The organism is Massilia sp. R2A-15, from assembly GCF_030704305.1.
In the GTDB taxonomy this organism is placed as follows: domain Bacteria; phylum Pseudomonadota; class Gammaproteobacteria; order Burkholderiales; family Burkholderiaceae_D; genus JAFCUW01.
The window spans coordinates 3,877,900-3,898,354 of sequence record NZ_CP131935.1; the positions used below are offsets into that span (position 1 = coordinate 3,877,900).

Annotated in this window: 21 protein-coding genes; 7 read left to right on the forward strand and 14 right to left on the reverse strand. The window is 64.6% G+C overall.

What is annotated here, in order from left to right:
* Nucleotides 1-55: 55 nt before the first annotated feature.
* On the reverse strand, nucleotides 56-907 hold the full coding sequence (tcdA, locus tag Q4S45_RS17820) for a tRNA cyclic N6-threonylcarbamoyladenosine(37) synthase TcdA (protein ID WP_305506571.1): 852 nt from the start codon (nucleotides 905-907) through the stop codon (nucleotides 56-58).
* A gap of 81 nt (nucleotides 908-988) precedes the next feature.
* Here tcdA and pdxH point away from each other — a divergent pair, with 81 nt between their 5' ends.
* The gene (pdxH, locus tag Q4S45_RS17825; RefSeq protein WP_305506573.1) at nucleotides 989-2,176 is read left to right on the forward strand and encodes a pyridoxamine 5'-phosphate oxidase; all 1,188 of its coding nucleotides are present in this window, start codon (nucleotides 989-991) and stop codon (nucleotides 2,174-2,176) included.
* A gap of 43 nt (nucleotides 2,177-2,219) precedes the next feature.
* Complete coding sequence (locus Q4S45_RS17830) at nucleotides 2,220-3,464, forward strand: cyclopropane-fatty-acyl-phospholipid synthase family protein (protein ID WP_305506575.1); 1,245 nt, start codon at nucleotides 2,220-2,222, stop codon at nucleotides 3,462-3,464.
* Between the two features lie 54 nt (nucleotides 3,465-3,518).
* Here Q4S45_RS17830 and Q4S45_RS17835 read toward each other — a convergent pair whose 3' ends face one another.
* The 4 genes from Q4S45_RS17835 to msrA all read right to left on the reverse strand — a co-directional run bounded on the left by Q4S45_RS17835 (nucleotide 3,519) and on the right by msrA (nucleotide 6,231).
* Entirely contained in the window at nucleotides 3,519-4,199 is a 681-nt protein-coding gene (locus tag Q4S45_RS17835; RefSeq protein ID WP_305506577.1) for a hypothetical protein, read from the reverse strand.
* 164 nt (nucleotides 4,200-4,363) lie between these two features.
* Nucleotides 4,364-5,233: an IS3 family transposase gene (locus Q4S45_RS17840; protein WP_305512093.1), complete on the reverse strand. Its 870-nt coding sequence runs from the start codon at nucleotides 5,231-5,233 to the stop codon at nucleotides 4,364-4,366.
* A complete protein-coding gene (locus tag Q4S45_RS17845) occupies nucleotides 5,230-5,541 on the reverse strand; it encodes a transposase (protein ID WP_305505222.1) in 312 nt (103 codons plus the stop codon). Before Q4S45_RS17845 ends, Q4S45_RS17840 begins: the two co-directional genes overlap by 4 nt.
* Nucleotides 5,542-5,697: 156 nt before the next feature.
* The gene (gene msrA, locus Q4S45_RS17850; protein WP_305506579.1) at nucleotides 5,698-6,231 is read right to left on the reverse strand and encodes a peptide-methionine (S)-S-oxide reductase MsrA; all 534 of its coding nucleotides are present in this window, start codon (nucleotides 6,229-6,231) and stop codon (nucleotides 5,698-5,700) included.
* Nucleotides 6,232-6,365: 134 nt separating this feature from the next.
* Here msrA and Q4S45_RS17855 point away from each other — a divergent pair, with 134 nt between their 5' ends.
* From Q4S45_RS17855 to Q4S45_RS17870, 4 genes are all read left to right on the forward strand, one after another.
* On the forward strand, nucleotides 6,366-6,878 hold the full coding sequence (locus Q4S45_RS17855) for a flavin reductase family protein (protein ID WP_305506580.1): 513 nt from the start codon (nucleotides 6,366-6,368) through the stop codon (nucleotides 6,876-6,878).
* Between the two features lie 65 nt (nucleotides 6,879-6,943).
* Nucleotides 6,944-8,140: an acyl-CoA dehydrogenase gene (locus Q4S45_RS17860; protein ID WP_305506581.1), complete on the forward strand. Its 1,197-nt coding sequence runs from the start codon at nucleotides 6,944-6,946 to the stop codon at nucleotides 8,138-8,140.
* A 103-nt stretch (nucleotides 8,141-8,243) separates the two neighbouring features.
* Nucleotides 8,244-8,555, forward strand: coding sequence for a transposase (locus Q4S45_RS17865; protein WP_305505222.1), 312 nt, complete (start codon nucleotides 8,244-8,246; stop codon nucleotides 8,553-8,555).
* 17 nt (nucleotides 8,556-8,572) lie between these two features.
* Nucleotides 8,573-9,421: an IS3 family transposase gene (locus tag Q4S45_RS17870; RefSeq protein WP_305512144.1), complete on the forward strand. Its 849-nt coding sequence runs from the start codon at nucleotides 8,573-8,575 to the stop codon at nucleotides 9,419-9,421.
* A gap of 72 nt (nucleotides 9,422-9,493) precedes the next feature.
* Here Q4S45_RS17870 and Q4S45_RS17875 read toward each other — a convergent pair whose 3' ends face one another.
* On the reverse strand, nucleotides 9,494-10,597 hold the full coding sequence (locus tag Q4S45_RS17875) for a PEP-CTERM sorting domain-containing protein (protein ID WP_305506582.1): 1,104 nt from the start codon (nucleotides 10,595-10,597) through the stop codon (nucleotides 9,494-9,496).
* A gap of 475 nt (nucleotides 10,598-11,072) precedes the next feature.
* On the opposite strand from Q4S45_RS17875, the gene Q4S45_RS17880 reads away from it, so the two are divergent.
* Entirely contained in the window at nucleotides 11,073-11,825 is a 753-nt protein-coding gene (locus Q4S45_RS17880; RefSeq protein WP_305506584.1) for a hypothetical protein, read from the forward strand.
* A 100-nt stretch (nucleotides 11,826-11,925) separates the two neighbouring features.
* On the opposite strand, the gene Q4S45_RS17885 is transcribed toward Q4S45_RS17880, so the two are convergent.
* The 8 genes from Q4S45_RS17885 to pyk all read right to left on the reverse strand — a co-directional run bounded on the left by Q4S45_RS17885 (nucleotide 11,926) and on the right by pyk (nucleotide 20,452).
* The gene (locus Q4S45_RS17885; RefSeq protein WP_305506586.1) at nucleotides 11,926-12,606 is read right to left on the reverse strand and encodes an OmpW family protein; all 681 of its coding nucleotides are present in this window, start codon (nucleotides 12,604-12,606) and stop codon (nucleotides 11,926-11,928) included.
* Nucleotides 12,607-12,655: 49 nt separating this feature from the next.
* Nucleotides 12,656-14,029 (reverse strand): SGNH/GDSL hydrolase family protein, encoded by a 1,374-nt coding sequence (locus tag Q4S45_RS17890; RefSeq protein ID WP_305506588.1) that lies wholly within the window; start codon nucleotides 14,027-14,029, stop codon nucleotides 12,656-12,658.
* 185 nt (nucleotides 14,030-14,214) lie between these two features.
* Nucleotides 14,215-15,237: an L-threonylcarbamoyladenylate synthase gene (locus Q4S45_RS17895; protein WP_305506590.1), complete on the reverse strand. Its 1,023-nt coding sequence runs from the start codon at nucleotides 15,235-15,237 to the stop codon at nucleotides 14,215-14,217.
* On the reverse strand, nucleotides 15,234-16,418 hold the full coding sequence (locus Q4S45_RS17900) for a 5-(carboxyamino)imidazole ribonucleotide synthase (protein WP_305506592.1): 1,185 nt from the start codon (nucleotides 16,416-16,418) through the stop codon (nucleotides 15,234-15,236). Before Q4S45_RS17900 ends, Q4S45_RS17895 begins: the two co-directional genes overlap by 4 nt.
* Nucleotides 16,415-16,915 (reverse strand): 5-(carboxyamino)imidazole ribonucleotide mutase, encoded by a 501-nt coding sequence (purE, locus tag Q4S45_RS17905; protein WP_305506593.1) that lies wholly within the window; start codon nucleotides 16,913-16,915, stop codon nucleotides 16,415-16,417. The genes Q4S45_RS17900 and purE overlap by 4 nt, the downstream gene beginning before the upstream one ends.
* 1 nt (nucleotide 16,916) lies before the next feature.
* A complete protein-coding gene (locus Q4S45_RS17910) occupies nucleotides 16,917-17,810 on the reverse strand; it encodes a phosphoribosylaminoimidazolesuccinocarboxamide synthase (RefSeq protein WP_305506595.1) in 894 nt (297 codons plus the stop codon).
* An 88-nt stretch (nucleotides 17,811-17,898) separates the two neighbouring features.
* Nucleotides 17,899-18,963, reverse strand: coding sequence for a class II fructose-bisphosphate aldolase (gene fba, locus Q4S45_RS17915; protein ID WP_305506597.1), 1,065 nt, complete (start codon nucleotides 18,961-18,963; stop codon nucleotides 17,899-17,901).
* A gap of 40 nt (nucleotides 18,964-19,003) precedes the next feature.
* Nucleotides 19,004-20,452 carry a pyruvate kinase gene (gene pyk / locus Q4S45_RS17920; protein WP_305506599.1) on the reverse strand — a complete coding sequence of 483 codons (1,449 nt, stop codon included), beginning with the start codon at nucleotides 20,450-20,452 and terminating at the stop codon, nucleotides 19,004-19,006.
* Between the last annotated feature and the right edge of the window lie 3 nt (nucleotides 20,453-20,455).

The following is a 20,455-nucleotide window of genomic DNA, read 5'->3' on the forward strand; positions in this document are numbered from 1 at the left end:
TGGTCAGACCAGCTGGTCTGACCCCGGCGTGATTTCAGCCTTTTGCGACTGTGGGTCAGACCAGCTGGTCTGACCCCGGTGCGACGGGAACTGCGCTGTCGGCAAGTTTGCGTAACAAATGGGCCGCCGCAACCATGCCGAAGCTTGCCGTCACCACCACGCCCGAGCCGAAGCCGGCGCAGTTGATACCGGTGATGCCGCGCTGGTCGGCGTCCAGCGAGCAGCTGTCGTCGCCCTCTGGATAGCGCAGCGGCTCCATCGAGAACACGGCGTCCACATTGAATTTGTTTTTCTCGCCGCGCGGAAAGCCGTAGTGGTTGCGCAACAGCTTGCGCACGCGCTTGAGCAGCGGCTCCTGCTCGGTCTTCGCCAAATCGCGCACGGTAATTTTGGTCGGATCGGTCTGCCCGCCCGCGCCGCCGCTGGTCAGCAGGGGCAGCTGGTGGTCGCGGCAATACGCGATCAGCGCGGCCTTGGCCTTGGCGCTGTCGATCGCGTCCACCACATAGTCGATGCCGCGCCCGCCCAGCATCGCGTCGAGGTTGTCGGGCGTGATGAAGTCTTCGATCAGGGTGACCTTGCAATACGGATTAATCTGCGCGATCCGCTCGGCCAGCGCGTCGATCTTGGCCTGCCCGATGGTGTCCGACATTGCCTGGATCTGGCGGTTGATGTTCGATTCGCCCACGTTGTCGAGATCGATCAGGGTCAGCGCGCCGATCGCGCTGCGCGCCAGCGCTTCGACGATCCATGAGCCGACGCCGCCCACGCCGATCACGCACACGTGCGCGGCAGTAAAGCGATCGAGCGCCGGCTGTCCGTACAGCCGCGCAATCCCGCCGAAACGGCGCGCGAAATCGACTTCTTCGCTATGATGAAGAGGAAGGGAATTGTTGATGGATTTCATCCGGCTATTTTAACGGACGTTGCCGTGCGGACTGCTCTAAAATATCCCTTCGACAACGAAGAAATTTTCCCGAAAGAGCGAATGAACATGAACGCCCTGCCCGACACCGCGCCCGGATTCGACCAGCCGATCGCCGTGTTGAAACATTGCCACGACCGCATCCGCAAACAGCTCGCCACCATGCAGAAGCTGCTGCCCCACTTGGCGCGCCACGGCGCCGACGAGCAGGCGCAGCAGGCCGCGCAGGCCGTCATCAAGTACTTCGACAAGGCCGCCCACCTGCACCACGCCGACGAAGAAGAGAACCTGGTGCCGATGCTGCAGTCGGTGGCGCAGGGCGAGGACGCTGCCACCTTGGCCGAACTGGTGCCGGGCATCCTGCGCGATCACGACGAGATGGACGCGATGTGGCAGCAGCTGCACGAGGAGCTGAGCGCGATCGCAGACGGCAGCGGCCAGGCCCTGAGCGCCAGCGCCGTGGAGCAATTTGCGCAGCGCTACGCCGATCACATGGAACGCGAGGAAACGCAGATCGCGCCGATGGCCAAGCGCCTGTTCAGCGCGGCGCAGATGGCGCAGCTGGGCGAGGCGATGCAGGTGCGCCGCGGCATCCTGCCGGCGCCGGCGGCCGGCGAAGCCGTCGCGGCCCTGCGCAAGGATTACGGCCAGGACACGCTGAACGAAGCGGACGTCGCGGCCGACCCGTTCGACCAGTTCAACAGCTGGTTCGAACAGGCGCTGGCGGCCGAGGTCAACGAGCCGAACGCGATGAGCGTGGCGACCGTGGATGCCGACGGCAAGCCGACTTCGCGCATCGTGTTGATCAAACAGTTCGACCGCCGCGGGTTCACGTGGTATACCAACTACGACAGCCAGAAGGGCCGCCAGCTCGCGGCAAATCCGCACGCGGCTTTATTATTCTTCTGGAGCGAACTCGAGCGTCAGATTCGGATCGAAGGAATAGTAGAGCGCACGTCGGCGGAGGAGAGCGACAAGTACTTCAACAGCAGGCCGTTGAAAAGCCGGCTTGCCGCAATCGCGTCGGCGCAAAGCGCGCCCATCGCGAACCGCGAAGCGCTCGAGCAGCATTACGATGCGGTGGCCAAGCTGGCCGGCGACGCCCCGCCCCGTCCCGACAACTGGGGCGGCTTCCGTCTGACGCCGCAGCGGATCGAGTTTTGGCAGGGCAGACGTTCACGTTTTCACGACCGCATTGTCTACACGCTGCAGCCGGACGGCAGCTGGAAACATCAGCGGTTGCAACCGTAGGTCGCGCAACCGGTGTTGCGCCAACGAGCCATGGGGGTGCAGCGTGTTTGACCAGATTCGATTGAGCCACTGGAGCGCGGACATCCGCAGCCAGCTCGCGCTGCCACTGCGCGTCATCTTGTGGAACGGCCAGCAGCTCGATTTTTCGTCGGAGCCGCCGCGCGTGACGATCAAGGTGCCGCGCCCGTCCGCGGTGCGCTACCTGATCTCGCCGTCGCTGCTGAACCTTGGCACGGCCTACGTCGAGGGCGCGATCGAAGTGACCGGCCGCGCCGCCGACATGATCGCCATCGTCAACGACCTGGCGCGCGCCAGCCTCAAGCCGCACGGCATCCTGTCGCGCGCCGCCAGCGCCCTCACCCGCACCCACACGCGCGAGAAGGACGCCGAAGCGATCCGCTACCACTACGACGTGTCCAACGAATTCTACGGCGCCTGGCTCGACCCGGCGATGGTGTATTCCTGCGCCTATTTCGAAAACGGCGACGAGGACCTGGCAACCGCGCAGCTGAAAAAAATCGACCACATCCTGGCCAAGATCGACCTGAAGCCGGGACAGAGCCTGCTCGACATCGGCTGCGGCTGGGGCGCGCTGGCGATCCGCGCGGCCGAGCGTTTCGGCGCGCGCTGCGTCGGCATCACGCTGTCGGAAAACCAGGCGCGGCTCGCGCGCGAGCGGGTCGAACAGGCCGGCCTGCAGCACCTGGTCGACATCCGCCTGCAGGACTATCGCGACGTGGACGGCCAGTTCGACCGCATCACCAGCGTCGGCATGTTCGAGCATGTCGGCATCGGCCACCTGAAGGAGTACTTCGAGCGCGTCAACGCGCTGCTGGCGCCCGACGGCGTGGTGATGAACCACGGGATCACCACCACCGACGTCCACAGCCGCGGCACGCCATACGGCGGCGGCGAATTCATCGACCGCTACGTGTTCCCGCACGGCGAACTGGCGCACCTGGGCACGGTAATCCGCAGCATGCAGCAAGGCGGGCTGGAAGTGCGCGACGTGGAAAACCTGCGCCGCCATTACGCCCGCACCTGCGCGATGTGGACCGACAATTTCGAGGCGAACGCCGAACGCGTGGCGCAGCTGACCGATCCGAAGCGGTTCCGGATCTGGCATGTGTACCTGGCCGGCTGCAGCTACGCCTTCAACAACGACTGGATCAGCCTGTACCAGATCGTGTGCGGCAAGGCCGGCCAGCAGCCGTCGGCCATGCCGTGGTCGCGCCGCTACATGTATCCGGCATCGGGGTCTGGTCCTGCGGACCTGACCCCATCTTAGATATCGCCACAACTTAAAAGGGGTCAGGTCCGCAGGACCAGCCCCCTGCCTCGGTTAGAAGCGGTAGGACACGCCGGCGCGCAGCACCGGGAAGAAGCGCGGCGCGGTGTTATCGTCTTCGAGGCGGCTGCGTTCGGCCGCCACGTCGCGCGCCAGCGCCTGGCACATCAGCGGCGACCCGGTGCAGCCGGTGCTGCTCAGGGTGACAGAACCGCGGCCCTGGTAAAACGCACCGATGTCGCTGGTGAAGTGCCAGCCCGGCGCGCCTGCCAGGGCGTCGCCCCAGCCAATGCCGATGTAGGGCGCCAGCTTGCGGAACTCGACGCCACCGTTCAGGACGCCGAACTGGGCCGCCGCGTACTGCGAACCATTGATGGTGATGACGCCGTTGTTGACCGGCCTGTTACGGTAGTGGAACTCGTTGCCGTCGTAGATGGCGCCGCCGGTCAAATGGAAGCTGCTGTCTGCGATCGGATACCAGTCGGCCAGCAGGTCGACGTTCAGCAGTTTCAGGTCGATATCGTAGTCGATCGCATTGACCGTATCGCTGAAGCTGGTCTTGAGGTAATGCAGGCCGACGCGGCCGCTGACGTTGCTGGCGACGCGGTGGCTCAGATAGCCGCCGATGCCCGTGGTGCCCAGGTCGAGCGAGAACGCGGTGGAGGACTGCGCCTGCGCGGCGCCGGCGACAGTGGAAGCCAGGGCGACAGCGACTGCGAATTTATTCAAAGACATTTATTTCTCCTGTGAAAGTTACAGGATTGTAAATGTTGGGCGAAGGAAAGAACAGTGATTTCGGGGTCTGGTCCTGCGGACCCGCCCCCATTTTTAGCGGGCACGCGCCGCAGCCCAAGGGCTGGGGTCAGGTCTGAGATGCACCGGTTTGGTGGACAGGTTAATTAGCAACACATGTGCTGCGCCTGGACCTGCGCCGGCGTTTTGTAGCCGAGCGATTGATGAAGTCGGATTGTATTGTAGTACACCTCAATATGATCTTTGACGGCGGCAACCGCGGCAGCGTGATCTTCATACACGAAGTGATGCGTCAACTCGTTCTTCAGGTTCGAGAAGAAGCTCTCCGCAACCGCGTTATCGTGACAGTTCCCTTTGCGGCTCATGCTCGCAATTGCGCCCTTCGACTCGAGGTAGTCGCGAAACTTCTTCGAGCCGTAAGGCGATCCCTGATCCGTGTGGCAAACGAGCCCTGGCGGCGGGCGATATCGCTCCATGGCCGCTTCGATCGTCTGCACGGCCAGGGCGGCGGTCTGGCTCGTTCCCATCGCCCAGCCAATGACAGCGTGCGTGGACAAATCCAGGAATATCGACAGATGGCTTATCCCCGTCCGCGTGGTGATTTGCGTCATGTCGCCCACCCACACGCGGTTTGGAACGGCGACCTTGAATTTCCGGTTCACCAGATTCGGGGCTGGCGGTTCTTTTTGTTGCGGTGCTGGTTTGCTTTGCAGTCGTTGGGTTCGAAGCGTCTGAATGCCGGCGCAACGTCGTAGACGTGCCACTCGATTTCGCCCGCATGGATTTTTTTCCGCGCGTAGCACCCGCCACATCTTGATGACGCCTGCAGCGCGCCGGTGTTCCGCGTCGATCTCGTGAAGCCTCGCAATCAAGGCGATGTCCGCGCTATCGCGCGGGCTCATAGGGCGACAGCGCGAGGCATGGTAGCCGCTTCGGCTTACGCCAAGTAAGCGGCACATCAGCCCGACCGGATACATCTCGGCATGCTCGCGAATGAAGGCGTACCTCAGCGCTATCGGCGCATGAAGTACGCCTCGGCTTTTTTTAGAATTTCGAGCTCCAGTGCCAGGCGAAGATTCTCCTTGCGAAGCCGAGTCAGCTCGTCTTCCTCGCCAGCTGGCGGGCGCCCAGGCGGTCGAAACGCCAAGTCCGGGCCGACCAAGTCGACCCGCTTCGCCCATTTATAAAGCTGATTTCGACGCACGCCGAGCTCTCGCGCCAGCGCCGCGGCGTTATCGCATTGCTTCAGACGTTCAACCGCTTGGAGCTTGAACTCCGGGCTAAAGACCTGGTTTTCAGATGATTTTACGAGTTTGGTATCCATGGAACGTATTGTCCCCTATTTGGATGTCCACCAAACTCGGTACATCTCAGGTCCGCCGGACCCGACCCCGGGGTTGCCGGCGCCACGTCAACTCTTCGGGGCCGACACGAATTCCCACATGGGGTCAGGTCCGCGGGACCAGACCCCGGCCTTCGTTCATTTCAGGCGGTTGGCGAAGGTATGGCGGAACTTGGCCACCTTGGGCGCCACCACGAAGGCGCAATAGCCTTGCAGCGGATGCTGGCGGAAGTAATCCTGGTGGTAGTCCTCGGCCTTGTACCAGGTCTGCTGCGGCATCAGCTCGGTGACGATGGGCGCATCCCACACGTTGGCCATCTCGGCCATCACGTGGCGCGCCGTCTCCTGCTGCTCCGGCGAGGTGGTGAAGATCACAGAGCGGTACTGGGTGCCGACGTCGTTACCCTGGCGGTTCAGGGTGGTCGGATCGTGGATGGTGAAGAACACCTCGAGAATGTCGCGGTAGCTGATCTGCTGCGGATCGAATTCGAGGCGCACCACTTCGGCGTGGCCGGTGGTGCCGGCGCACACCTGCTCGTAGCTGGGGTCGGGCACATGGCCGCCCATGTAGCCGGACTCGACCTTGACGACGCCGCGCGCTTCCAGGTACACCGCCTCGAGGCACCAGAAACAGCCGCCGCCGAGGATCGCCACTTCGGTTTGGTTCGTCATCTCACACCCCAGGCAATAATTTTTCCATAGCGATAACTGTAACGCAAAGCGCCAGGGCGCGCACGTCCCGCCGATGCGCCAGTAACATCAGGTGCGGCAAATTTGGCATAATGGCTCAAATCCACAAGGCACCAATGAACACTAGCTCTCCCCGCGCCGCCGCGCCCCAGTTCGACTCGGCGCAATTTCGCCAGGCGCTGTCGCAATTTGCCACCGGCGTCACGGTCATCACGACCAGGCTGGCCGACGGCAGTTTTCGCGGCCTCACCGCCAGTTCCTTCAATTCCGTCTCGCTCGATCCGCCGCTGGTGCTGTGGAGCCTGGGCGGCGCGGCCAACAGCCTGCCCATCTTCAGCGGCAATTCGCATTACGTGATCAACGTGCTGGGCGCCGACCAGGCCCCGCTGGCCGAGCGCTTTTCGCGCCGCAGCGACAATCCCTTCGCCGACACCGAGTACGAGCTGTCGCGCACCGGCCAGCCGATCCTCAAAGGCGTCTCGGCCTGGTTCGAATGCCACAACCGCTCGCGCTATCCGGAAGGCGACCACGTCATCTTCGTGGGCGAAGTCGAGGAATGCGCGTTTCATCCGCAGTCCTCGCTGATCTTCCACGGCGGCCGTTTCAGCAGCACGGTTCCGGTAAAATAGCGCCGCGGCAAAGCTGGCTATACAAGCTGGCGCCATCCTCATCGACCAATCCGACAGGAATCTCCATGAACAAACCCGAATCGCCGCGCAAGGCCCAATTCCACTGGGACGATCCGCTGCTGCTCAACAGCCAGCTGACCGACGACGAGCGCATGGTGCGCGACGCCGCCGCCGCGTACTGCCAGGACAAGCTGCAGCCACGCATCCTCGAAGCGTTCCGCCACGAGAAGATGGACACCTCGATCTTCCGCGAGATGGGCGAGCTGGGCCTGCTGGGACCGACCATCCCGGCCGAATACGGCGGCGCGGGCATGAACTACGTCTGCTACGGCCTGATCGCGCGCGAAGTCGAGCGCGTCGATTCGGGCTACCGCTCGATGATGAGCGTGCAGTCCTCGCTGGTGATGGTGCCGATCTACGAGTTCGGCACCGAAGCGCAGCGCCAGAAATACCTGCCGAAGCTGGCCTCGGGCGAATGGATCGGCTGCTTCGGCCTGACCGAGCCGAACCACGGCTCCGACCCGAGCTCGATGATCACCCGCGCGCGCAAAGTCGACGGCGGCTACGCGCTGACCGGCTCGAAGATGTGGATCACCAATTCGCCGGTGGCCGACGTGTTCGTGGTGTGGGCCAAGGACGATGAAGGCGCGATCCGCGGCTTCGTGCTGGAAAAAGGCATGGCCGGCTTGACCGCGCCGGCGATCCACGGCAAGTTCGGGCTGCGCGCCTCGGTGACGGGCGAAATCGTGATGGACAACGTGTTCTGCCCGGAAGAGAACGCGTTCCCGGACGTGCGCGGACTGAAGGGCCCGTTCACCTGCCTGAACTCGGCGCGCTACGGCATCGCCTGGGGTGCGCTGGGCGCGGCCGAAGCGTGCTGGCACACCGCGCGCCAGTACACGATGGACCGCACCCAGTTCGGCCGTCCGCTGGCGGCGAACCAGCTGGTGCAGAAGAAGCTGGCCGACATGCAGACCGAAATCACGCTGGGCCTGCAGGGCTGCCTGCGCCTGGGCCGCATGAAGGACGAAGGCACCGCGGCCGTGGAAATCACCTCGATGATGAAGCGCAATTCGTGCGGCAAGTCGCTCGACATCGCCCGCGTCGCGCGCGACATGCTGGGCGGTAACGGCATCTCCGACGAGTTCGGCGTGATCCGCCACATGGTCAACCTCGAGGTTGTCAACACCTACGAAGGCACGCACGATATCCACGCGCTGATCCTGGGCCGCGCCCAGACCGGCATCCAGGCGTTCCAGTAACAGCGGAGGTTAGGGACTCGACGTTTGCAGCATCGGGGTCTGGTCCTGCGGACCTGAGATGTACCGAGTTTGGTGGACATCCAAATAGGGGACAATACGTTCCATGGATACCAAACTCGTAAAATCATCTGAAAACCAGGTCTTTAGCCCGGAGTTCAAGCTCCAAGCGGTTGAACGTCTGAAGCAATGCGATAACGCCGCGGCGCTGGCGCGAGAGCTCGGCGTGCGTCGAAATCAGCTTTATAAATGGGCGAAGCGGGTCGACTTGGTCGGCCCGGACTTGGCGTTTCGACCGCCTGGGCGCCCGCCAGCTGGCGAGGAAGACGAGCTGACTCGGCTTCGCAAGGAGAATCTTCGCCTGGCACTGGAGCTCGAAATTCTAAAAAAAGCCGAGGCGTACTTCATGCGCCGATAGCGCTGAGGTACGCCTTCATTCGCGAGCATGCCGAGATGTATCCGGTCGGGCTGATGTGCCGCTTACTTGGCGTAAGCCGAAGCGGCTACCATGCCTCGCGCTGTCGCCCTATGAGCCCGCGCGATAGCGCGGACATCGCCTTGATTGCGAGGCTTCACGAGATCGACGCGGAACACCGGCGCGCTGCAGGCGTCATCAAGATGTGGCGGGTGCTACGCGCGGAAAAAAATCCATGCGGGCGAAATCGAGTGGCACGTCTACGACGTTGCGCCGGCATTCAGACGCTTCGAACCCAACGACTGCAAAGCAAACCACCACCGCAACAAAAAGAACCGCCAGCCCCGAATCTGGTGAACCGGAAATTCAAGGTCGCCGTTCCAAACCGCGTGTGGGTGGGCGACATGACGCAAATCACCACGCGGACGGGGATAAGCCATCTGTCGATATTCCTGGATTTGTCCACGCACGCTGTCATTGGCTGGGCGATGGGAACGAGCCAGACCGCCGCCCTGGCCGTGCAGACGATCGAAGCGGCCATGGAGCGATATCGCCCGCCGCCAGGGCTCGTTTGCCACACGGATCAGGGATCGCCTTACGGCTCGAAGAAGTTTCGCGACTACCTCGAGTCGAAGGGCGCAATTGCGAGCATGAGCCGCAAAGGGAACTGTCACGATAACGCGGTTGCGGAGAGCTTCTTCTCGAACCTGAAGAACGAGTTGACGCATCACTTCGTGTATGAAGATCACGCTGCCGCGGTTGCCGCCGTCAAAGATCATATTGAGGTGTACTACAATACAATCCGACTTCATCAATCGCTCGGCTACAAAACGCCGGCGCAGGTCCAGGCGCAGCACATGTGTTGCTAATTAACCTGTCCACCAAACCGGTGCATCTCAGACCTGACCCCATTTTGCTTATTGCAGGCCAGAAAATTGGGATCAGGTCCGACCGGCCTGGTCCCTTTTTTTTCGGCGCAGCAGGAAGATCGCGACCAGCGCACCGGCCATCAGGCTGGCCGTTCCCGGCTCCGGCACGGGCGTCGGGACGCGCGGCGGCACCACGTTCTTCGGCGGCGCCGGTGGCGTGCCGGGCGGATCCCGCGGCGGCGGTGAGGCTGGCGGATTGGATGGCGGCAGTGGATCCTGCTGCGGCGGTGAGGCTGGCGGATTCGATGGCGGCTGCGGGTTCTGCGGCGCCGGAGGATTCGTTGGCGGCTGCGGGTCCTGCGGCGCAGGCGGATTCGTTGGCGGCGGCGCCGGCGGCGTCGCGATCTCGCCGTGCAGCACAGTCGGCGGCGCCGAGCGCACCGCGTCGATCGCCGGCGGCGCCGCCAGCGTCGGCGTAAAGCCCGCCGGCGCCGGCGCTTCCACCCTGCCCGACACCGCGGCCGTCTGCACCGGCGGCATGTCCAATGGGCGTGGCGCCGGCCCCTGGCCCACCGGCACGATCGCCGCCGCATCGCTGAGCCCATCGGCCGACGCATACATCGTGTCGAGCACCTCGGGCGCCGGCTCGTTGGCCATCATGACTGGCGCCACTGGCGCCGCCGACAACAGGTTGCCGCAGCGCGTACGCGCCGTGGTCTTGCCGTCGGTGATGATCGTTTCGCCCGCCGCCAGCATCACCTTCTTGCTGGTCCAAAAAATCTTCTCTCCCACCCGGTAGGACACATGCATCCACTGCGGCGCGCCGAGCCTGACCACGCGCGCCTGCGTCACGTCGAATTTGGCGTAGTGCGCGGCCACCACCGGATCGCGCAGCACGGCGCCGGCCAGCTCGGAGCGGCTGTGCACGCCGCCGGGGATGACAGAGTAGCGATACGCCAGCCGCTGCGGCTGCCCCGCCGCCGCGGATTCGCCGGCGGCCAGGCGCGCAACGGCCACGTCTTCGGCTGCGACCGCGCCGCGCTGGGCCGGCGCGTCGCTGTGCACGACCCATACAATCAGCGCGCCCAGCAGCGCGCCGACGCCGAGCATCACGCGCGGAGTCGGCGCCGCCTTCAGCGGCTTCTTGTACTTTCGGACTCGCGTGCGTATGCGCATGGAGGGATTAATGATTATTAATGCTACAAAGTAACATAAGTTTCGTGACCAAAATACTATTATTGTCGGGAATGGGACAAAGCGTTGTCCGGAACATACAGTTCGGGCGCCCTCCCTTAGCGGCGATCCGCCAGCGCCAGCATGGCCAGGCAAATCGGCACGGGCAGGTTTTTCGTGATCCGCCGGAGTCGGCGTGAGGATGGACGTGCCAGAAACGGCGGCTATCGATATCCAGATGAGGCTCATGCTGAGCCGCGCGCGCCAGCAGTATAACCGGTTCCAGGTCCTCTCGCTGTGCAGCGCGCCGCTTTGCACATCAGCCGATATACGACTAGCAACCCCAGGAAGTTGGCGCCGGCATCGATGGCCGCGCGCGCACCTCCTCAATCTGCACCTCACCTCTGCGCCAAAGATGAGCTAAAGTTCCGCCCATGTCCATTTTCGGCCCAAGCGAACTCTCGTTGATACAAATCTCATGACCATGTTTGGACTATTCGCGAAGCGCCCCCCAATCACGACGATCCGTTTGAATTCGCTTGAAAGGACGGGCGGGAGAAGTCATGCTATTCGTCCGGCTTTGCTCGAGGGGCTCCTGCAAGCGTGGCGCGCAGCCATAGGTGATTTGCCCAGCTCCTTTGATATTCATGGGCCATACGGAATTGCGAAGGGGCAATCAATTGGGCTGCGTGCGTTTGAAAGCAAACTGCAGCGCAAAGGACACGACGCCTATAGTGGCTATTCATGTTGGGACGAACACAAAGCCGGCTTCAATGTGTCGTTCTTTGAATCGCCGCCCTACCCCACGAGCTTTGTCGAGATCCTGTTCTGGTTTGTTTCCACTGAGGTGCAAGCGGATGCCAAAGCAATTGTCAGTGCCATGGCGGACGTGATTCCCATCGACTATGGGTATGTGTCTGAACTGCCTGGGAATCTCGAGCCACTTAGCGAGTCGCCCATCAAGAATGGAATTTTTGGAAGCAGCGTTCAGATTGGGACCAACGAACTGAGTCAATGGAACAGGAAAATCCATCTGGCGGCGGAAGGACGTATTCGGGACATCTACCCGATCAATTTCCTTAACCCCAAACAGATCGATTCACTGCGCAGCTTCGGTGAGTTTGAGGTGGAGGCCATCGCGGAGCGTCTTTATATGCTGCGGATTGACGACGTGGCCCACCTGGCCCGCCTGAAGAGCCGCATTCAAGCGACAAGCGGCTTCGCCGGGTAAATTGTCTGCGTCGGGTCGCGGATTCAACCGGCCGGCGCAACCTGCGTTACGCCCAAAAAAAACCCGCCGAAGCGGGTTTTGCGGTGTGCGCTTGCGGCGCTCAGAACTTGTAGCCGACCGCGAGAATCACGCCCAGCGGATCGAGCTTGACGTCCTGGGTCTGACCGGTGGAATAGGTGTTCTTCACCTTCAGGAAGGTCTTCGTCACCGTGGCGTCGACGAACCATTTCGGGTTCAGGTTCACCGCGACGCCCGCCTGCAAGGTGCCGGCGGCCTTGCCGTCGATCTTGAAGGTGGCCGGCGCGCCGCCGGTGTTGAGGATCGCGGTCAGCTGGCCCGAACCGGTCGCCTTCTGGAAGTAGGCGTAGGTCAGGCCCAGGCCGACATACGGACGCACCATCGTCTCCGGCTCGAAGAAGCGATACTGCACGAACACAGTCGGCGGCAGCGCCTCGACCGTGCCGAGCTGGCCGGTGCCGGCGATCGAGCCTGCGCCGTACAGCTTGTGCTTGTACGGCAGGCCCAGCGCTACTTCAGTCGAGATGTTGTCGGTCAGGCCGTAGGCGAAGATCAGGACAGGTTCGGTGTCGCTGGCGATCGCCACTTTACTGCCCGGCATCGCCGGCGCCGAGACGTCGCCGCTCTCGACCTTCGGGGTGATCCTGCCGGCGCCGAACTTGGCGGTGAATTGTCCCGCGCTCTGGGCCGATGCGGCCGGCGCCGCGCTGATTGCGCACAGTGCTGCCAGCAGCGTCACTGCGCTTTTCAAACGTTGATTCATTAGGTCTCCTGGTTCAATGGGATAGGGCTGCCTGTTGGCGTCGATACGGTCAGATCCAGCCTTTCTGGACCATGTACTTGGACACGTAGCGCGCCAGCAGCAGCTGCACGAACGGGGTCGGGTGCACGTCGTCGGCGAAGGCGTAGTGGCTGACATCGCCCGCGATCAGGTTCGAGCCGTTGCAGCCGAGCGAGTTACCCAGCGGGTTCTTCGCCGGCGTCAGGTCGCAGGCCGGCGTGGTCACGTTGGTCAGGCCGTACGGGCCGGGATTGGTCGCCTGGTCGTGGCTGGCGGCAAACGTGTCGACCAGCGCCACCTTCGCCTCGGCGCCCAGGCCGCTCGCCAGGGTGTCGTTGAACGCCTTGACCATCGAATTGACCAGCGCCAGCGTGCCGGCGTCGAAGCTACGGCCCAGCGGCGTGGTTCCGATGTCCGGCAGGTTGTTGACCACGACGTAGTTGGCGCCATTGCCGATGATCTTGGTTTTCACCAGCGTATTGAGGTCGGTGGCGGCAGTGGTCATTGCGGCCACCAGATCAGGCCCGTGCGCGGCGAAGTAGTCGTTGCCCACTTTTGTGCCCTCCGCAGTGCCGGCGTCCTTAGCCTGCTGCGCAATGGCGCCGGCCACGGCGGGGTCCTTGACCGAGTTATTTCCCTGCATGACAGCCGCAGTCACCGCGGCCGTCACTACAGACTGGTCGGTGTGCGCAGGATTGGCCAGTTCGGTCTGCAGCGCAGCGCCAATGGCCGGGGCCGCAGTCTGCGGATTGGGCGCACCGGCGGCCAGCAGGCCAACCAGGGTGCTGCCGAACTTGGCGTTGCCTGCCGCGTTACCGGCCGCGGTGGCGCCTGCCTTCAGGCCAGCCAGTTGCATGAACACGTCATTGGCGCCAGCCATGATCAGCACCAGTTCGGTGCCGTTGAACTTGCCGCCGGCGACGTTCAGGTGGTTCTGCACCTGGACGGCGACTGGCATCGTCAATGCGCCGAGCGCGCTGCCGGTCAGCTTGTTGCCGGGGCCGACCGCGTTGGTCACGCGGGAGCCGCCCTGGGCGTAGTTGAAGCAGCCAGCGTGCGCGACAACCGGCACCGCGAAGCCCTGTGCCGCCTGGCCGTCGAGGCCGGTCACGGCGGCGCACGGCGCCGGCAGGCCGAGCTGGGCCGCCATCAGTTCGGTCCAGTTCTTGCCCGTCAGCGCGGGGTTCACCGATGTCAGGTTGCCGTTGATGGCGAATTCGCCGCCGCCCAGCGCTGCCACCGTGCCGACCTTGTAGGTGCCGACATCGGACAGGCTGTCGCCGAACGTCACCTGGGACGCGAATTTGTTCTTGAGGCTTTGCTCGCCCCCGGTGCTGCCATTGCCGCCGCACGCGGCCAGCACGGCCGCCGTGAGCAGGGCGAGCGCGATATTATTTTGACGCATTGTGTCTCCTGGAATAAAAATCGTATCGGTGTTATCGAACGTACGTGCTATTCGGAACCCAACTAATATGCCAGTCTTCGAAACACTTGTATAGAAAAAATCTTGCCAGGTTACACATTCGCGGCGCGGGCGCGACGGCGCAGGCTGGGAGGGGGTGGGACCGGCGAACGCGGCCCCCGGAAAGCTCAGGCCGGCGGCTGCTGGTTGAGCAGGCCGTGGACGATGCCAGCCGAGCCGTGCGCGGCGCGGCGCAGGCGGTCGTTGACGCCCAGCCAGGCGCCGCCCTGCGGCGGCGCTTCCACCAGGATCAGGTCGGCGCCGGTATGGTCCATCGCGCGCAGCGACGCATACAGCGCGTGCGCGAACCCGTCCGGACTGGTTGGCAAGCGCACCTGCGCGTGCGCTTCGGGCAGGTCGGAATAATGGATCAGCGCGACCTTGCGGCCGGCCTGCTGCAGCCGCGCCAGCGTGGCCTTCAATGTGGCGGAGTCCTGCATCGCCACCGGCGTGTGCGGGGCGTAGTGCGATTCGAGCGTGCCGGACGCGCGCGGCGCGGCCACGTCGGGCGGCGCCGGCAGCCGGTCGATCACCGCGGCGATCGCCTCGGCGCTGATGTGGCCGGGGCGCAGCAGCACCGGGCCGTGCGTGGCCAGGCGCGACAGGTCCACGATGGTCGACTCGATGCCGACCTCGCTGGCGCCGCCGTCGAGCACCATCGCCACCGAACCGTCGGCGCCGAATTCGTCGCGAACGTGCTGCGCGGTGGTCGGGCTGACGTTGCCGAACTTGTTGGCCGACGGCGCCGCGACGCCGCCCTTGCCCGCCTTGAACGCCTGCAGCAGCGCGATCGCCACCGGATGCGAGGGGCAGCGCAGGCCCACGGTTTCCTGCCCGCCGGAGACGGCGTCGGGAATGTGCGCGGCGCGCTTGAGGATCATGGTCAGCGGGCCGGGCCAGAACGCCGCAGCCAGCTGGCGCGCTTCGGACGGAATGTCGGCGGCCCAGTAATCGAGATCGGCGTCCGGCGCCAGGTGCACGATTACCGGATGGTCCTGCGGCCGTCCCTTGGCCGCGTAGATCGCGGCGACGGCGGCCGGGTTCTCGGCGTCGGCGCCAAGGCCATACACGGTCTCGGTGGGGAACGCGACCAGCGCGCCCTGCTCGAGCGCGCGCGCGGCGGCGTCGATGGCGGTGTGGTCGAGGCTCATGGCGCGATATTGAGGATGGCGCAGGCGGCGCGCAGCTGTTCCTGCGCTTGCGCGAGGGTCGGCGCGACGAAGGTGACGTGGCCCATCTTGCGGCCGCGGCGCGCTTCTTCCTTGCCGTACAAGTGCAGGCAGGCGCCCGGCAGCTCGAGCACCTGGTCCCAGGCCGGCTCGCGCACGGTATCGCCGTCGAACCAGGCGTCACCCAGTATGTTCAGCATCACCGCCGGCGAATGCTGGCGCACATCGCCCAGCGGCAGGCGCGCCATCGCCCTCACCTGCTGCGCGAACTGGCTGGTGATGCAGGCGTCCATCGTGTAATGGCCGCTGTTGTGCGGGCGCGGCGCCATCTCGTTGACCACCAGCGAGCCGTCGTCGAGCACGAAGAACTCGATGCACAGCACGCCGACGTAGCCGAGCTTGGCGACGATCGCGCGCGCGGCGTCCTGCGCCTGCTGCGCGCGCATCGGCAGCACGTTCGGGCCGGGGACGGTGGTGGTAAACAGGATGCCGTCGCGGTGGACGTTTTCGGCGATCGGATAGACCACCGATTCGCCGTCGGCGCCGCGCGCGGTCAGCACCGACACTTCATACGCCAGCGGCAGCATCTTCTCGAGCAGGCAGGTCACGCCGTTCATCGCGTCGAACGCGGCGCGCACGTCCTCGCGGGTGGACACGCGCACCTGGCCCTTGCCGTCGTAGCCCATGCGCACGGTCTTCAGAATCCCCGGCAGCAGATTGTCGTGGATCGCCGCGATGTCAGCATGCGAGGCGATGACCTGGTGCGGCGCAGGCATCACGCCCGACTCGCCGGCGCAATCGACGAAGAAGCGCTTCTCGGCGATGCGGTCCTGCGCGATCGACACGCAGTCGGCCGACGGCGCGACGAAACTGTGTTCGGCCAGCTGCGCCATGCTGGCGGCCGGCACGTTTTCGAATTCGGTGGTGACGGCCACGCACAGCGCCGACAGTTCGGTTAGCGCGGCGGCGTCGTCGTAGCCGGCTTCGATCAGGCGTTCGGCCGCGTGGCCGGCCGGGCAATCGGCGGCAGGTTCGAGCACCGCGACCTTGTAGCCCATCGCCTGGGCGGCATGCACGAACATGCGTCCGAGCTGGCCTCCGCCCATGACGCCGAGCCAGGCCGATGGCGTCGCCGACGGCAGGAAAGGAGTCGGCTTGTTCATGCTGGCGGCAAGGTCATGGCCTTCGCGGCCGCGGTTTGCGCGGCACGGAAGGCTTCCAGTTTGGCAGCCAGCGCGTCGTCGCCGGCGGCGATCATCGCCACCGCGGTCAGCGCGGCGTTGGCGGCGCCCGCCTCGCCGATGGCGAAGGTGGCCACCGGCACGCCCTTGGGCATCTGCACGATCGACAGCAGCGAGTCCTCGCCGCGCAGGTATTTCGATGGCACCGGCACGCCCAGCACCGGCACGATGGTCTTGGCGGCGATCATGCCCGGCAGGTGGGCCGCGCCGCCGGCGCCGGCGATGATGGCGCGCAGGCCGCGACCGCGCGCCGCTTCCGCATACGCGAACATCTCGTCGGGCATGCGGTGCGCCGAAATCACTTGCGCCTCATGCGCAATGCCGAACTGCTCGAGCACCGCCACCGTATGCTGCATCACTTCCCAGTCGGACGAAGAACCCATCACCACGCCGACCAGCACTTTTGCTTGCTGCGTCATCTCAGGCTTCCAGTTTCTTGCCGGTGAGCCGTTCGATCGCCTCGAAGTACTTCGCCTGGGTCTTGTCGATCACGTCCTGCGGCAGCGCCGGCGCCGGCGCGGTCTTGCCCCAGGTGAGGGTTTCCAGGTAGTCGCGCACGAACTGCTTGTCGAACGACGGCGGCGAGCTGCCCGGCTGGTACGAGTCGGCCGGCCAGAAGCGCGACGAATCGGCGGTCAGCACTTCGTCCATCAGGTGCAGCACGCCGTGCTGGTCGAGGCCGAATTCGAACTTGGTGTCGGCGATGATGATGCCGCGGGTGGCGGCGTATTCGGCGGCCGTCTTGTACAGCTTGATGCTGATGTCGCGGATGGTGGCGGCCAGCTCGGTGCCGATGCGGCGCTCCATGTCGTCGAAGCTGATGTTCTCGTCATGCTCGCCAAGTTCCGCCTTGGCGGCCGGCGTGAAGATCGGCTCGGGCAGCTTGTCGGCCTGGCGCAGGCCGGCCGGCAGGCTGACGCCGCACACGCTGCCGGTGTCCTGGTAGTCCTTCCAGCCGGAGCCGATCAGGTAGCCGCGCACCACCGCCTCGACCATGATCGGCTCGAGGCGCTTGGCGACGACCGCGCGGCCGCGCACCTGCTCCACTTCCGACGGCGCGACCACGCTCTCCGGCGCCACGCCGGTCAGGTGGTTCGGCACGATGCCGGCGAGCTTGTCGAACCAGAAGTCGCTCATCTGGTTCAGCACCATTCCCTTGCCGGGAATCGGTTCGTTCATGACCACGTCGAACGCCGACAGGCGGTCGGTGGTCACGATCAGGATCTTGTCGTCGCCGACCGCATAGTTGTCGCGCACTTTTCCGCGGCCAAGCAGCGGCAGGGACTCGATGGTGGATTGGTAGAGGCTGTGCATAGGAGGATTTACCGGAAAAACTTGACCGGCGGGCGGCGCCGCCGGCTGAAGAGTCAGGCCGCGGCGCAGCCTGGTCGAAACTGCGATTTTACTTGACGATCTGGGCCAGCTCGCCCTTGGCGTAACGCTCCGCCATTTTCTCCAGCGTGATCGGCTTGATCTTCGCTGCCTGGCCGGCGCAGCCGAACTGCTCGAAGCGCGCCTTGCAGATCGCCATGGCCGCTTCGCGCGCCGGCTTGAGGAAGTCGCGCGGGTCGAACTTCGACGGGTTCTCGAACATGTACTTGCGCACGGCGGCGGTCATGGCCAGGCGGATGTCGGTGTCGATGTTGATCTTGCGGACGCCGTGGCGGATGCCTTCCTGGATCTCTTCGACCGGCACGCCGTAGGTCTCTTTCATGTCGCCGCCGAATTCGCGGATGATCGCCAGCAGCTCCTGCGGCACCGACGACGAACCGTGCATCACCAGGTGGGTGTTCGGGATGCGCGCGTGGATTTCCTTGATGCGGTCGATGGCCAGGATGTCGCCGGTCGGCTTGCGGGTGAACTTGTAGGCGCCGTGCGAGGTGCCGATGGCGATCGCCAGCGCGTCGCACTGAGTGCGCGCGACGAAGTCCGCGGCCTGGTTGACGTCGGTGAGCAGCTGCTCGCGCGTCATCGTGCCTTCGGCGCCGTGGCCGTCTTCCTTGTCGCCCTTCATGGTCTCGAGCGAACCGAGCACGCCCAGTTCGGCTTCGACGGTCACGCCGATCGAGTGCGCGAACTTGACCACTTCACGCGAAGTCTCGACGTTGTACTCGTAGCTGGCCACGCTCTTGCCGTCCGCTTCCAGCGAGCCGTCCATCATCACCGAGGTGAAGCCGGAGCGGATCGCGGTCATGCACACCGCCGGCGACTGGCCGTGGTCCTGGTGCATCACGACCGGGATGTGCGGATAGGACTCGACGGCCGCGTCGATCAGGTGGCGCAGGAAGGCTTCGCCGGCATACTTGCGGGCGCCGGCCGAAGCCTGCATGATCACCGGGCTGCCGGTCTGGTCGGCCGCGGCCATGATGGCCTGCACCTGTTCGAGGTTGTTGACGTTGAACGCCGGCAGGCCGTAGCCGTTTTCGGCGGCGTGGTCGAGGAGTTGACGGAGGGATACGAGTGCCATGGTAGAGCTCCAAACAATAGTAGAAAGCGGTTTAGTCTGATCAGCTGAATTCGCCGACGCGCACGATCTTGAGCGAGTTGGTGCCGCCAGCCTGCCCCATCGGGTCGCCCCAGGTGCAGACGATCATGTCACCCTTGGCGACGATGCGGTTGGCGACCATCAAGGCTTCGGCCTGCTTGAGCACTTCGCTGGCGGTGCCTTCCTGGCTCAGGTGGTAGGCGTGCACGTTGCGGTACAGCGACACCTTGCGCTGGGTGCTGACAGAGGGCGTGAGCGCGAAGATCGGCGTGTCGACGCGGTGCCGGCTCATCCACAGCGCGGTGGAGCCGGACTCGGTCAGCGCGGCGATCGCCTTCACGCCCAGGTGGTGCGCGGTAAACAGGGTGCCGTAGGCGATCGACTGGTCGATGCGGGTAAATTTGACGTTGAGGAAGTCGCCGTCCAGCACGTTATATTCGGACTGTTCGGCCTCGACGCAGATCGCGGCCATCATCTCGACCGTCTCGATCGGATACTTGCCCGACGCCGTTTCGGCCGAGGTCATCACGGCGTCGGTGCCGTCGAGCACGGCGTTGGCGACGTCCGACACTTCGGCGCGCGTCGGCACGGCGTTGAAGATCATCGACTCCATCATCTGGGTCGCGGTGATGGTCAGCTTGTTCGATTCGCGCGCCATGCGGATCATGCGCTTTTGCAGCGCCGGCACGGCCGCGTTGCCCACTTCGACGGCCAGGTCGCCGCGCGCGACCATGATGCCGTCGGAGGCGTCGAGGATTTCCTGCAGCGCCGGAATCGCCTCGGCGCGCTCGATCTTGGCGATCAGCATCGGCTTGTGGTGGTGCGGCTCGCCGGCGATGTTGGCCAGCTGGCGCGCCATTTCCATGTCGGTCGCGCTTTTCGGGAACGACACGGCCAGGTAGTCGGCCTGGAACGCCATCGCCGTCTTGATGTCTTCCATGTCCTTGGCGGTCAGCGCCGGCGCGGTCAGGCCGCCGCCGCTGCGGTTGATGCCCTTGTTGTTCGACAGCACGCCGCCGACCCGCACCGTGGTGTGGATCTCGTGGCCCAGCACGCGCTCGACGATCAGCACGATCAGGCCGTCGTTGAGCAGCAGCTTGTCGCCGGGACGCACGTCGCGCGGCAGCGCCTTGTAGTCGAGGCCGACGCGCTCCAGGTTGCCCAGCTCGCCGTTGTCGCCCCACTTGGCGTCGAGGATGAATTTTTCGCCCGCCTCCAGCATCACCTTGCCGTCTTCGAACTTGCCGACGCGGATCTTCGGACCCTGCATGTCGGCCATGATCGCCACTTCGCGCCCGCATTCGGCGGCGGCGCGGCGCACCAGCGCGGCGCGGTCGATGTGGTCCTGGGCGGTGCCATGCGAGAAATTCAGGCGCACGACGTCGACGCCGGCACGGATCATCTTCACCAGCATGTCGAAATCGGACGATGCGGGGCCAATGGTTGCAACGATCTTAGTGCCACGGAACATAGG

Bases quoted from the DNA above. Each gene is read 5' to 3' on its own strand.
- tcdA (WP_305506571.1), bottom strand. From the start codon at position 907: ATGAAATCCATCAACAATTCCCTTCCTCTTCATCATAGCGAAGAAGTC.
- pdxH (WP_305506573.1), top strand. From the start codon at position 989: ATGAACATGAACGCCCTGCCCGACACCGCGCCCGGATTCGACCAGCCG.
- Q4S45_RS17835 (WP_305506577.1), bottom strand. From the start codon at position 4,199: ATGTCTTTGAATAAATTCGCAGTCGCTGTCGCCCTGGCTTCCACTGTC.
- Q4S45_RS17845 (WP_305505222.1), bottom strand. From the start codon at position 5,541: ATGGATACCAAACTCGTAAAATCATCTGAAAACCAGGTCTTTAGCCCG.
- msrA (WP_305506579.1), bottom strand. From the start codon at position 6,231: ATGACGAACCAAACCGAAGTGGCGATCCTCGGCGGCGGCTGTTTCTGG.
- Q4S45_RS17855 (WP_305506580.1), top strand. From the start codon at position 6,366: ATGAACACTAGCTCTCCCCGCGCCGCCGCGCCCCAGTTCGACTCGGCG.
- Q4S45_RS17860 (WP_305506581.1), top strand. From the start codon at position 6,944: ATGAACAAACCCGAATCGCCGCGCAAGGCCCAATTCCACTGGGACGAT.
- Q4S45_RS17865 (WP_305505222.1), top strand. From the start codon at position 8,244: ATGGATACCAAACTCGTAAAATCATCTGAAAACCAGGTCTTTAGCCCG.
- Q4S45_RS17875 (WP_305506582.1), bottom strand. From the start codon at position 10,597: ATGCGCATACGCACGCGAGTCCGAAAGTACAAGAAGCCGCTGAAGGCG.
- Q4S45_RS17880 (WP_305506584.1), top strand. From the start codon at position 11,073: ATGACCATGTTTGGACTATTCGCGAAGCGCCCCCCAATCACGACGATC.
- Q4S45_RS17885 (WP_305506586.1), bottom strand. From the start codon at position 12,606: ATGAATCAACGTTTGAAAAGCGCAGTGACGCTGCTGGCAGCACTGTGC.
- Q4S45_RS17890 (WP_305506588.1), bottom strand. From the start codon at position 14,029: ATGCGTCAAAATAATATCGCGCTCGCCCTGCTCACGGCGGCCGTGCTG.
- Q4S45_RS17895 (WP_305506590.1), bottom strand. From the start codon at position 15,237: ATGAGCCTCGACCACACCGCCATCGACGCCGCCGCGCGCGCGCTCGAG.
- Q4S45_RS17900 (WP_305506592.1), bottom strand. From the start codon at position 16,418: ATGAACAAGCCGACTCCTTTCCTGCCGTCGGCGACGCCATCGGCCTGG.
- purE (WP_305506593.1), bottom strand. From the start codon at position 16,915: ATGACGCAGCAAGCAAAAGTGCTGGTCGGCGTGGTGATGGGTTCTTCG.
- Q4S45_RS17910 (WP_305506595.1), bottom strand. From the start codon at position 17,810: ATGCACAGCCTCTACCAATCCACCATCGAGTCCCTGCCGCTGCTTGGC.
- fba (WP_305506597.1), bottom strand. From the start codon at position 18,963: ATGGCACTCGTATCCCTCCGTCAACTCCTCGACCACGCCGCCGAAAAC.
- pyk (WP_305506599.1), bottom strand. From the start codon at position 20,452: ATGTTCCGTGGCACTAAGATCGTTGCAACCATTGGCCCCGCATCGTCC.